Origin of the sequence: Chitinophaga oryzae (assembly GCF_012516375.2) — a bacterium.
GTDB classification, from domain to species: Bacteria; Bacteroidota; Bacteroidia; order Chitinophagales; family Chitinophagaceae; genus Chitinophaga; species Chitinophaga oryzae.
The window spans coordinates 4,632,186-4,644,397 of record NZ_CP051204.2 but is presented as its reverse complement, the minus strand read 5'-3'; the positions used below and the strand labels follow the sequence as shown (position 1 = coordinate 4,644,397).

Annotated in this window: 13 protein-coding genes; 8 read left to right on the top strand and 5 right to left on the bottom strand. The window is 51.8% G+C overall.

Annotation, left to right across the window (positions count from 1 at the left end; genetic code table 11):
- The first annotated feature begins 14 nt into the window (after positions 1 to 14).
- The 6 genes from HF324_RS18945 (at position 15) to HF324_RS18920 (ending at position 8,378) form a co-directional block, all read left to right on the top strand.
- Positions 15 to 1,070 (top strand): linear amide C-N hydrolase, encoded by a 1,056-nt coding sequence (locus tag HF324_RS18945; protein WP_168860531.1) that lies wholly within the window; start codon positions 15 to 17, stop codon positions 1,068 to 1,070.
- 107 nt (positions 1,071 to 1,177) lie between these two features.
- Positions 1,178 to 1,729: an RNA polymerase sigma-70 factor gene (locus tag HF324_RS18940; protein WP_168860530.1), complete on the top strand. Its 552-nt coding sequence runs from the start codon at positions 1,178 to 1,180 to the stop codon at positions 1,727 to 1,729.
- Between the two features lie 70 nt (positions 1,730 to 1,799).
- Complete coding sequence (locus tag HF324_RS18935) at positions 1,800 to 2,831, top strand: FecR family protein (RefSeq protein WP_168860529.1); 1,032 nt, start codon at positions 1,800 to 1,802, stop codon at positions 2,829 to 2,831.
- Between the two features lie 86 nt (positions 2,832 to 2,917).
- Positions 2,918 to 6,085, top strand: coding sequence for a SusC/RagA family TonB-linked outer membrane protein (locus HF324_RS18930; protein ID WP_168803976.1), 3,168 nt, complete (start codon positions 2,918 to 2,920; stop codon positions 6,083 to 6,085).
- 14 nt (positions 6,086 to 6,099) lie between these two features.
- Positions 6,100 to 7,665, top strand: a complete 1,566-nt coding sequence (locus HF324_RS18925) for a RagB/SusD family nutrient uptake outer membrane protein (protein ID WP_168860528.1) — start codon at positions 6,100 to 6,102, stop codon at positions 7,663 to 7,665.
- Between the two features lie 77 nt (positions 7,666 to 7,742).
- Positions 7,743 to 8,378 carry a class I SAM-dependent DNA methyltransferase gene (locus HF324_RS18920; RefSeq protein WP_168860527.1) on the top strand — a complete coding sequence of 212 codons (636 nt, stop codon included), beginning with the start codon at positions 7,743 to 7,745 and terminating at the stop codon, positions 8,376 to 8,378.
- Between the two features lie 50 nt (positions 8,379 to 8,428).
- Here HF324_RS18920 and HF324_RS18915 read toward each other — a convergent pair whose 3' ends face one another.
- From HF324_RS18915 to HF324_RS18905, 3 genes are read right to left on the bottom strand one after another with little or no spacing between them, the layout of a single operon-like run.
- Entirely contained in the window at positions 8,429 to 8,806 is a 378-nt protein-coding gene (locus HF324_RS18915; RefSeq protein WP_168860526.1) for a DoxX family protein, read from the bottom strand.
- Between the two features lie 6 nt (positions 8,807 to 8,812).
- Positions 8,813 to 9,280 carry an SRPBCC domain-containing protein gene (locus HF324_RS18910; RefSeq protein WP_168860525.1) on the bottom strand — a complete coding sequence of 156 codons (468 nt, stop codon included), beginning with the start codon at positions 9,278 to 9,280 and terminating at the stop codon, positions 8,813 to 8,815.
- Between the two features lie 9 nt (positions 9,281 to 9,289).
- Positions 9,290 to 9,613, bottom strand: coding sequence for an ArsR/SmtB family transcription factor (locus HF324_RS18905; RefSeq protein WP_168803971.1), 324 nt, complete (start codon positions 9,611 to 9,613; stop codon positions 9,290 to 9,292).
- Between the two features lie 168 nt (positions 9,614 to 9,781).
- On the opposite strand from HF324_RS18905, the gene HF324_RS18900 reads away from it, so the two are divergent.
- Positions 9,782 to 10,303, top strand: coding sequence for a Crp/Fnr family transcriptional regulator (locus tag HF324_RS18900; RefSeq protein ID WP_168803970.1), 522 nt, complete (start codon positions 9,782 to 9,784; stop codon positions 10,301 to 10,303).
- Between the two features lie 76 nt (positions 10,304 to 10,379).
- Positions 10,380 to 10,994: an NAD(P)H-dependent oxidoreductase gene (locus HF324_RS18895; protein ID WP_168803969.1), complete on the top strand. Its 615-nt coding sequence runs from the start codon at positions 10,380 to 10,382 to the stop codon at positions 10,992 to 10,994.
- 57 nt (positions 10,995 to 11,051) lie between these two features.
- On the opposite strand, the gene HF324_RS18890 is transcribed toward HF324_RS18895, so the two are convergent.
- Positions 11,052 to 11,381 (bottom strand): DUF4870 domain-containing protein, encoded by a 330-nt coding sequence (locus HF324_RS18890; RefSeq protein ID WP_168803968.1) that lies wholly within the window; start codon positions 11,379 to 11,381, stop codon positions 11,052 to 11,054.
- A gap of 89 nt (positions 11,382 to 11,470) precedes the next feature.
- Positions 11,471 to 12,208, bottom strand: coding sequence for a LytR/AlgR family response regulator transcription factor (locus HF324_RS18885; protein WP_168803967.1), 738 nt, complete (start codon positions 12,206 to 12,208; stop codon positions 11,471 to 11,473).
- Positions 12,209 to 12,212 lie beyond the last annotated feature (4 nt).

Genomic DNA, 12,212 nt, shown 5'->3' with positions numbered 1-12,212 from the left:
ACATTTGAACCACTATGAAGTTAACTTTCAAAACCCTCGCCCTCACGATTATTGCCTCATTAGCAGCGATCGCTATCATTTACCCCGGACGTGCGTGCACCCGTGTAGTTTACAAAGGCCTGGACGGCTTGTATCTCACCGCCCGTTCCATGGACTGGAAGGAAGATACCCAGACAGACCTTTGGATATTCCCCCGTGGCATGGCCCGCAGCGGCGAAACCGGCGCCCAGACCGTTAAATGGAAATCCAAATACGGCAGCGTGGTAGCTGCTGCGTACAACATCTGCAGTACAGACGGCATGAATGAAAAAGGACTTGTGGCCAACCTGCTCTGGCTGGCAGAGTCCCAGTATCCGCAGTGGGACCGTCAGAAACCGGGCCTGAGCATCGCCGCCTGGGTACAGTATGTGCTCGATAATTTTGCCACTGTGAAAGAAGCTGTAGACGAGCTGAAACAGGAACGTTTCACCATCGTGTCCGACAATGTGCCTGGACAAGCGCGGCTGGCCACCCTGCATCTCTCCATTTCAGATCCCAGCGGCGATAATGCCATCTTTGAATATATTGAAGGTAAACTGGTAATCCATCACGATACGGCTTACCAGGTGATGACCAACTCACCGGTATATGAGAAGCAGTTAGCGCTGAATGAATACTGGAAAGAAATCGGCGGCACAACGATGCTGCCTGGCACCAACAGAGCGGCAGACCGTTTTGTGCGGGCATCTTTTTATACCACCGCTATTCCCAAAACAAAAGACTCCCGGCTGGCCGCCGCCAGTGTATTCAGCGTGATCCGCAACTGCTCCGTGCCTTATGGTATCAGCACGCCCGACCAGCCGAATATTTCTTCCACCCGCTGGAGGACAGTGTCTGACCAGAAGAACCTGGTGTACTACTTTGAGTCTGCCCTTACGCCCAATACTTTTTGGGTGGACCTGAAGGATGTGAACTTTTCACCCAAGGGAGGCGTAAAGAAATTGTCGCTGACCAAGGGAGAGATATATGCCGGCGATGTCTCCGGCTCCTTTAAAAGGACTAACCCGTTTAAATTCCTGGGCCCGCAATAGCAGGCCCTTTTTTTTACCCTGTTTTTTAATAAAATGTTATCAGGGACGTATATACGCAATTAAACCAGCCATTTTTACTAAATTGCCCGCTGATCAACCGTGTGGGGATGCCTGATATTTTACAGTTACAGTTGGGGAATGCAGCCGCTTTTGAATCCGTATACCGCGAATATCATACGCGCGTGTATGCGTTTATGTGGCGTTATACCCGGGAAGCGGATGTTTGTGAGGAACTGGTACAGGAAGTATTTGTGAAGCTGTGGACCAGCCGTAAGACCCTTAATCCCGCACTGGCGCTTACCACCCAGTTATTTCAGATAGCCAAGACCGTATTTATCGATTATCACCGCCGCACGAGCAGGCGTATCCGTTATATTAATATGACGGAGCACCTGGCGGAAGATGCCGCCATTGCGCCGGGCGTCAGGGACATCGCGTTGCTGCGGCAGGTTTCCACCGTTATAGACACGCTGCCGCCCGTACGCCGGGAGGTGTTCCTGCTGGGCAAGGTACAGGGACTGACCTATCCGGAAATAGCCAAAGAACTGTCGATATCCCCCAAGACAGTCGAAGGGCATATGTCCAAAGCCCTGAAATTCCTCCGTCATCGCCTGGGGGGCCTGCTGCACCTTGCTTTGCTGTGGTTTTGCCAACTCTGAAGACTTTTTCTGAAAAAAATTTTACGCAGAGCAGGGGTGTTTTGCCACTTCGTACGTATAACCTTATCAAATGCCCATTTCAACCGAACAGATCGCACGATACCTGGAAGGCCGTTGTGCACCGGCCGAACAGCGGGAGATCGCTGATTATCTGCATCGCCATCCTGAGGAACTGGAACAGTTCCTGGACCAACAGGGGTGGGGCGCAGAGATGACGCTGCCCGAAGAACAATCGGAGCGAATGCTGACAGCTATCCGTCGCCAGACCGTGCATACCCGCCGCCGACTGTTGTGGCCCGCCATCGGTACCGCTGCCGCTGCGGCCATCGCGGGATGGGTGTGGTGGAGCATGCCCGCTGCCGAGCGCCCGGTGCGCAAAACCATGCCGGTCGCAGCACATGCGCCCGCTGTCACAGTGCCTGTCATTACGGTGCTGCGGGTACATCAGGCCGCGGACAGCGTGGTACGGCTGCCGGACGGCACACAGGCCACCCTGCGGCCATCGGCGGAAGTACGTTATGATGCCGGTTATGGACGGCAGCATCGCGAACTGCAGCTGAGCGGCGAAGCCATTTTTGACGTGGCGGCAAGGGCGGCCCTGCCCTTTACGGTGCATAGCGGAGCGGTGAGCACCACCGCACTGGGCACCGTGTTTATGGTGAGCGCTCCGGAACATGCCCACCACGTAAAAGTGCGGTTGATGAGCGGAAAAATAGTGGTGAAAACGAAAGCCGGCAAAGGTACCTACCTGGCGCCGGGGCAGGAGCTGGCCTGGAATGAAGACAATAACAAACTGTCTGTATATGCGTGGAAGCAACCGGTAAAGCCGGTGACAACCGCTCCGGAAGCGGCGCCCGAAGCAACGGTGCTGATGCACGACGGGCAGATAGAGTTTGTCAAATGTGCGGTGGAAGAGGTGTTTAACGTATTACACCGGGAATATGGTATACAGATTACCGCAGACCCGGCAGACCTGAAAGGCTGTTTCTTCAGTGGAACGCTGACAGGACAACAGGAAGCCGATGATATTATTCACACGATAGCGACATTAAACCAACTAACATTGACAAAAGATAACACAGGTTATCACATCCGTAAATAGTCCGTCTTTTTAAAGTCACCTACAGATAACAGGTTATTCACGTAAGGCTGGATAGCGGGGCACTGCTATGCCATAAAATAAACGTTATGATGATCAGATTTACAAAACAGTCTCTCAAAAGAGGCAGCTGGCTTTTTATTTCCCTATGGCTGCTGGCACTAACGGCGCATGCACAGAGCGGTGGAGGCACCATCACCGGCGTCGTTAAAAACGAAAAAGGCGAAACGCTGCCCGGCGTGACCGTGGGCGTTATCAACGCCGACTCCTCTTTCCGCAAAGGGCAAGTCACCGATGCACAGGGCGTATTCCTCATTACCGGCATTCCTGCCGGCGGACCTTATGCCATTTCGTTTACTTCTATCGGTTATATTAAACAGCAGTCGCGCAACCACAAGCTGGCCGAGGGAGAGAAAGTATCACTGCTGATTAAACTGAAAGAATCCGCCACAGAGCTGAACCAGCTGGTGGTCATCGGTTACGGCACCCAGAAAAAAAGCGATGTGTCCACGTCTATCACCACCGTGAATACCGATTTCATCGGAAAGCAATCCATCCTCCGCGCAGAGCAGGCCTTACAGGGCAGCGCTCCCGGCGTACTGGTACTCACGCCTTCCGGTCAGCCCGGTGAAAAACCAATGATCCGTATCCGTGGCACAGGTACCAACAAAAACCCGGACCCGCTCTACATCGTAGACGGTTTCCCGGTAAACGACATCGAATACCTCAACCCTAATGATATTGAGCGCATGGACGTGCTGAAAGATGCTGCTTCTGCAGCCATCTACGGCGCCCGTGGCGCTAACGGCGTGGTGCTGATCACCACCAAAAGCGGTAAAAAAGGTCCTGCCCGCGTAGCGTATGACGGCTACTACGGCATCCAGAACGCCTGGCGCAAAGTGCCGGTGCTGAACGGGACCGAGTACGCCGAAATGATGAACGAAGGCGCCCGCAATGCCAACCAGGCAGCGCCTTTCGCCAACCCTGCACAATACGGGAAAGGTACCAACTGGCAGGATGCCACCTTCACCAAAAACGCGCCTATCACCAATCACAATGTGTCTGTGAGCGGCGGCAGCGAAAACTCCACCTACTTCACTTCGTTCTCCTATTTCGGGCAACAGGGCATCGTGGGCGGCGAGCGCTCCCAGTTTGAACGTTATACCATCCGCCTCAACGGCGACCAGAAAATAAAGGACTTTCTGCGTGTAGGCGTGAGCTTAAGTTATATGAACACCACCAGCCGCGGCATCAATGCCAACGCTGACTACGGCGGCGTGCTGAACAATGCCATCAACCTCGATCCGCTGACGCCCGTGTATGAAACAGATCCGGCCAAACTGAACAACCCGGTGCATTACCCTGTCAACGCCATCCGCAACGGCGATCAGATTTATGGTATCTCCACCATCATCACCGACGGACCTACCAACCCGCTGGCCGCCATGCAACTGGCCAACGGTAAAAACAAAAACGATAAGATCCTGGGTAACGCTTACGGCGAAGTCGACCTGATGAAAGGACTGAAGTTCCGTTCTTCACTGGGTATTGAAGTCAATAACTACAGCAGCAGCAGCTTTACCCCGCAGTATTATCTCAACAGCGCCTCCAAAACAGACGTAAGCCTGGTGGGCAAAGGATTCTCCCGCCGCTATACCTGGCAGGTGGAGAACGTGTTGTCTTACAACCGGAAATTCGGCAAACATAACGTGCAGGCGCTGTTAGGGCATACCGCCCTGAAATCCCGCTTCGAAAATATGAACGGCTCCCGGCCGGACCTGATCACCAGCGACCCGGATATGGCCTACATCGATCTGGCCACCAATGAAACACTGAATAAAGTGAGCGGCGGCGCCGATGTAAGAGCGCTGTTGTCTTACTTTGGCCGCGCGGCATATGACTACGACGGCAAGTACCTGTTGTCCGCCACGCTGCGCCGCGATGGCTCTTCCCGTTTCGGCCGCAACAACCCGTTTGCCACGTTCCCTTCCGTGTCCGGCGGATGGGTGCTGTCCAAAGAGAAATTCTATACCTCCAATACCGTTACCTTCCTGAAGCTGCGTGCTTCCTGGGGCCAGAACGGTAACGAAAATATCGGGGACAACTCCTTCCCCTGGGCTGCCGGCATGGTACTCGGTAACGGCTATACGTTTATCAAACCCACCGGCGAAGAGTATTACCTCAACGGGGTGGCCTCCGGCGCCGTGCCTAATCCCAATCTTAAATGGGAAACCTCCGAACAGACCAACTTCGGCGTAGACATGGAACTGTGGAAGGGCAGGCTGGCTGTTACGGCGGACTACTATATCAAAAACACCATCGGTCTGTTGTTCAACCCGCCGATCACCGCTATCGTGGGCAATCCTTCCCCTTATGTGAATGGCGGCTCCGTGTCCAACAAAGGCGTGGAACTGGGCATTACCTATAAACAACAGGTGAATAAAGACCTGAGTTTCAATGTGACCGTGAACGGCGCCTATAATAAAAATAACGTGACCGCCATCAACAATGCCGCCAAGGCAGTAGCCGGTACCGGGTTTATCGGCGCAGGCGCCGTTACCCGTATGCAGGTGGGATATCCTATCGGCTACCTGTGGGGGTACCGTACCGATGGTATCTTCCAGAATAAAAAAGAAGTGGACGACTACGTAGGCCCCGATGGCAGGAAGATACAGTCCAAAGCAGTGCCGGGCGACCTGAAGTTCATGGACCTCAACGGCGACGGCAAACTGGACAACAATGACAAAACTATCATCGGCGATCCTAACCCGGATGTCACCGCAGGCCTGAACCTTAACCTGACGTATAAACGTTTCGACTTCAGCATGTTTGCCGTAGGGATGTTCGGGCATCAGCTGCTGAACGGTTTGTACCGTTACGACATCAAGATGGCCAATATGCCGCGTGAGTACCTCAACAGATGGACAGAAGAGGGTTCCGGCGCCAAATACCCCCGCTTTACTTTTGCAGATAACAACGGCAACCACAATAACGTGTCCGACGTGTATATAGAGAACGCCAGCTTTGTGCGTATCAAGAATATCCAGGTAGGGTATACGCTGGCAGAAGAGCTGGTAAAGAAAGCGAAACTGAATAACCTGCGTGTGTACGTTGCCGTAGACAATCCGTTTACCTTTACCCGTTATACTGGTTTTGATCCTGAGATCGGCGCACGCGACGCGCTCAACCTGGGTGTGGACCGTGGCGTATACCCGCAGGCGAGAACTTTCCGTGCCGGCGTTAATGTTAACTTATAATTCCTCTTACAAGTATGAAAACAAGATTCCGTTATATAAAACACGTATGTGTGTCGCTGTTGCTGGTAGGTAGTGGTTGTTCCAAATCTTTCCTGGAGCTGGACCCGCCATCACAAATTGTCGAGAGCAATTTTTTCCGCAATGAAAAAGAAGCCGGCCAGGCGCTGGCCGGCGTGTACCATGTGCTGCAATGGAACCAGTGGATGGGATTCCATCCTACACACTGCTGGAGTGAGGCGGCATCCGATGATGCTTACTCCGGCGGCGGTAGCCAGAGCGATGGCGTAGGCATCAAAGGGCTGGACCAGTTCCGGACGGTTACCATCGGCGACCAGACTTACCGCGGCCTCTGGTCTATCTATTACGCCGGTATTGCCCGTGCTAACGTGTACCTCGAAAAAATAGGCAAAGTGACGGCTTCAGATGAGTTCAGGCGGACCACCATCGCGGAAGCCAAATTCCTGCGTGCTTACTTCTACTTTGAACTGGTGCGCTGGTATGAAAACGTGCCGCTGGTGACCGTACCGCTGGTAGACGCTGCGCAGTATAATCAGCCACAAGCCAAACCGGAGGCGGTTTTTAACCAGATCGCCAAAGACCTGGAAGAAGCGATGGCCGATCTTCCGAAAACAACGCAGCGCCAGGTAGGCGGCCATGCTACCTACTGGGGCGCCAAAGCCCTGATGGCCCGGGTGTATCTTTTCTACAAAGGCGTGTACAACCTGGATTTACAGGCAGGATCCAAAACGATCAACAAAACGGTGGCCCGTGACTACCTGGAAGATATCATCAGCAATGGCGGCTTCAAACTGGCAGAGGATTTTGCCGGTATCTGGCGCAAGGCCGGTGAATTTGGGCCTGAGTCTGTGTTCGAAGTTTCGCACAGTGGCCTGATCCCTGTCAGCAACGTGAACGATCAGCGTTTGGGGCAGGGTAACCTCAGCGTGCATATGTTTGCACCCAGGGGTATCAACGATCCGGTATATACCGCCGGCTGGAGCTACAGTACCATCACGCAGTCACTGTATGATGAATTTGAACCCAACGATCCGCGCCGCGACCAGACCATCCTGTATGGCCGTGATTTCAGCGCCATTGCGAAGAGCTGGCAGTACACCGGTTATTTCAATAAAAAATACGCCACCCATATTGAATACAAAGCGGGCGCCAACAGCGACGCCAACTGGGGCAACAACTACCGCTCCATCCGTTATGCCGATGTGTTGCTGATGGCAGCTGAACTGTGGCTGGGTGATAACCAGGGCAAAGCGGACGCCTATCTGAAACAGGTGCGTGACCGTGTGAAGATGCCGGAGGTGAAGGCCACGGTCGAGAGTATCCGTCATGAGCGCCGGGTGGAGTTTGCCGGAGAAGGTATCCGTTACTGGGACCTGCTGCGCTACGGTCTCGACTATGCGAAAAAAGCCATTGACGCCTCCGGCACAAGGGGAGCGGACTATGACGGAGACCAGAGCCGTTTCAATATGGACTGGGATGTTACCAAGCGGGGCAGGCTGCCTATCCCGCAGCAGGAAGTGGATATTGCCAACGGAGTGTTAAAACAGAATCCCGGGTATTAGTTGCCGGGTGTTGTATTGGATAAAGCTACCAGCGTTTGCTGGTAGCTTTTTTTTATCTTTATGGAAATACCATTTCCATGGATGACAAGACTGCCTTGGTCGTGGAACTGTTTGGCAAAAATGCCCGGCTCTACGAAGAAAAGTTTATGGACACGCAGCAGTACCACGATACGCTGGATGTGTTTTGCGCGAACATCCCGCGGCAACAGGCGAGCATCCTGGAGCTGGCCTGCGGTCCCGGTAATATTACGCAGTACCTGTTGCACCGGCGGCCGGATTTCCGGATACTGGGTACCGACCTGGCGCCCGCTATGCTGGAGCTGGCCCGTAAGAACAATCCCGGCGTCACGTTTCAGCTGCTGGACTGTGCCGACATCGCTTCGCTGCCGGAGCGGTATGATGGCATCATGGCGGGTTTCCTGCTGCCGTACCTCTCCCGGGACGCGCTTGCCAGGCTCGTCCGCGATGCCGCGGGCATATTGCGGCGGGGAGGCGTGTTGTACCTCAGTACCATGGAAGATGACTATACGAAATCAGGCTGGCGCAAGTCCAGTACCGGTGACGACTACTATCAGTATTTTCATGAGGGCGCCTGGTTGCGTCAGACCCTGGAATCACACGGCTTCCGTGTGATTCATGAGCAGCGGAAAGCTTCTGCCAACGGAGACGGTACCCCGGTGACGGATTTATTTATGGTAGCCGGCTTGTTGTGATGGAAGGATGTCTGGTATCAGTTGTAGTGTCAAAGGCGTATTCAGGTGAATCAGACGGCTGCGATCTTTCTGTCAGCCGGGCGGAAGTACCAGGATACTAAGGTGAGCACCAGCAGCAACAGAGAAGGGAAGGTGTCTTTCATGGCGTCGCCGGAGATGAGGTGTGAGCAGAACGCTCCCGACATCATAAAGAAAAAGCCGGCATAAGCCCATTCCTTCACCAGGGGGAATCTTGGTACCAGGATGGCGATCACCCCTAATATTTTCCAGACGCCCAGTATTTTCAGCGCATAGGCGGGGTACCCCAGGCGGGTCATGAAATCAGTTTCGGCTTTCATTTGCAACAGTTGTACAAGGGCGGTGGAGATCATACCCAGGGAGAGCCAGAGGGTGGCGATCCAGTAGATGATTTTGTTTCTCTTTGACATGATATATTATTTTTTGAATTTGATGGCTACTTTCTCAAGACGGTTGTGTGCTTGTCCCATGCCGCGGGCCATGCCGATCTTCAGATATTGTGTTCTTTCTTCCAGTGTTTTGTAGAGGATGTGCATCCGGAGTTTGCTCGTGTCTTCTGTGAGTTTTTCAAATTCCAGGAATTCCAGTTGTACGCCGAAACCGCTATTCTCCATTTCAAATGTCCGGACGATGCTGGTTTCGGGAACGAAGTCATGGATAGTGCCGCTGAAGCCGTGTTTGTTGCCCATAGGGTCGGTAGTCTCAAATTGCCAGCTGCCGTGCTTTTTATTTTCCAGTTTCAGCACTTTGGTCCCCATCCATTCTTCCACGATTTCCGGTTCCGTATAGGCTCTGAAAAGTAATTCCAGGGGCAGGTCAAATTCCCGTGTGACGATCAGTTCCTGTTTGCCTTCTTCGGCGTGAACTTTAGTTTTAAGTTCCATATTATGCTGTTATTTTTTGGTTTGATATTTTTTCATGACTGCTTCCAGCTTGTTAAATCTATCATCCCACATCTTACGAAAAGGTTCAATGAAGTCTGCTATCTCTTTCATTTTCTGAGGGTTTAGATGATAATAAATTTCTCTGCCGTTCTGTTCCTGCCGCAGCAGCTCACATTCGGTGAGTATTGCCAGGTGCTTGGAAACGGTTGGCCTGGCGGTGTCAAAATTGGCCGCAATGGCGCCGGCCGTCATGGCGTGGGTGGCTACCAATACGAGTATGGCTCTCCTTGTCGGGTCGGCGATGGCCTGGAATACATCTCTTCTTAAATTCATTGTGTAGCTATTTGACTACAAATATATGTGTAGTTATTTGACTACGCAATTTTTTTTCTGTTTTTTATTCTGAAAGGGTAAGAGGCGGGCGCATCCATAGTGACGGGTAGTTGATTATTTTATAATTTTACCCGCTGGCTAAGAACTGCCGCTAAAGCGACGTCAATAATGAACAGTAAGTGGGAAAAATTCCGCCATCATTTTAAACAGCAGGAAGTGCCTGCGAAGACAACTCTTTTAAGGGAAGGGCAGGTGTCGAGGACCATGTTCTTCATTGAAAAGGGGTGCCTGCGGACCTGGGTAAACAATGACGGTAAAGAGATTACCACGCAGTTCTTCTTTGAAGGCGACAGTGTTTCCTCGATCGAGAGTTTCCGGACGAACCGGCCGAGTTTATATAGTATTGAAAGCCTGGAGCCCTGCATTTTACAGACCATCTCTCAAAGAGATTTTCACGATACGATCGAAAACTCGCCTGAATTAAGGAGGGAACTGGAAGAGCATCTGTTCAGCAGACTACTTGACTCTCAGCTGCTTTTTTATTCTTACCTTAAAAACAGTCCCCAGGAACGCTACCGGGAGTTGATTATGCAGTACCCTCATATTGTACAGCGTGTTCCGCAACATTATATTGCTTCCTATCTGGGCATTACGTCCGTTTCACTAAGCAGGATACGCAACAGGCGGTAAATTCATTTCTTTACAATTGTTATCGTACGAAGGCCGGAGCGCGGCTCAATTTTGTATTGTCATTAAACAATATAAAATGAGAACAGTCATCGTATACAATCATCCCTACGAGGGAAGCTTCTGCAACGCCATTCTGAACGCGGTAACAAAAAGCCTGCAAAAAGCCCGTCATGAGGTGGACCTGATACATCTTGATAAAGACGGATTTAACCCCGTGATGTCGGAGGCCGATCTGAAGGCGTTTATCGCACACCGGCCCGTTGATCCGCAGGTAATCGACTACAGTGAAAGGGTGAAAAAAGCGGACCATCTGATTTTTATTTTCCCGATCTGGTGGGACATCATGCCGGCAACGACAAAAGGATTTATCGACCGGGTGTTGTCTCCGGGAGTGGTATATGATCATCATCCAAGAGGTTTTGGATTGGTGCCCCTCCTCAGCAGCCTGAAAAGCGTGACCATCATTACCACGATGAACAAGCCGAAAATACTGTATTCCCTGCTCATCGGTAATTTAATCCGCAAGGTAATGCTGAGGAGCGTTTTCAAAACAATGGGATACAAAAATCTTCACTGGATGAGTTTTACATCAGTGAAGTCCAGAAGTCACGAACAGCGGGTGAAATGGCTGCATGACATAGAAAACAACTTCTATAAAAGGTACGCACAAGGGAGAAGGGCGCTGCTATAAGGTTATTTAACCTGATAACGGCGCCCTTGTATAACCAATGGAGAAAAGCCGGGGGCGTTAGTGGAGAAAGGCAAACTTATCCTCGAACATTTTTCCTACTACCGGAATGGGTTTCTTTTGTTCATTAACAGCGTTAATAATGCCGAATATCCAGAGGATCAGCAGTACAAGCCCGATATAGGTAAGGAAACCAAGCGAAGGAACAATGCTCACCGTCACAGAAAGGATAACATTGATGAGCACAGACAGTATGAAGAAGCCCAGGCCCTGTTTAAGGTGATAAACGACCAGGTCGCTCCTGGGGGAGAGGTCTTTGCTTTTTACATAGGCGACGATCCAGCCGATAATCGTCACATAACTCAGGATAGAAATGGTTTTGTTGTTCATAGTTTGATCATTTGCTGTCAAAGGTAGCCATGGCAGCAAACGGGAGAGCTGCGGACGGATGTTTGGCAGCTTTGGCTTTGTATTTGTCATTATCCGTCTTTCATCAGTTTGAAGAACGCTTCTTTGTTGACCCGTGAAATGGGGACCTCGTTACCGTCTTCCATTTGTACCAGTCCTTCCCTGGAATAGCTGTTGATATAATTGGTGTTGATCAGGTGGGACTGGTGTATCCGGAAGAATTCCGGTGGCAGCAGGATGTCTTCATAATTTTTCAGTGGTTTGGAGACGATGATCTTTTTCCCCTGTATGAGGTGAAAGGTGGTGTAGGAGCCGGAGGTTTCACAACGGACGATCTGGTCTATTTTCACGACGTGCATGGCTTCCTGTGTGGGCAGTACCAGCCTTCGGGGTGTTTTTTCCAGGCTGCTGTCCAGTTCACTCAGCTGCTTTTCCGCCACGAACCGTCCCTGCAGGGCCGTTATCCGCTCCAGCACGGTCTTCAGTTCTTCCGCATCGATGGGCTTCAACAGGTAGTCGATAGCGCTGAACTTAAAGGCACGGATGGCATGTTCCTCATAGGCGGTGGTGAATACCAGGTGGAATGCCTTGTGGGTTACCTGGTGTAGTACGTCGAAGCCTGTTCCTTCTTTCAGCATGATGTCCATAAATACCAGATCGGGCTTGAGCCGGTCGATGAGTTTGACGGCTTCGTCGGTTCGTTCGGCGTAACCGACAACCTGCACCTGTTCCGGCGCCACCATTTCCAGTAGGATGGAGAGCGCCTCCCGCAGGTGGTATTCGTCTTCTATGATAACGGTCCTGTACATTATT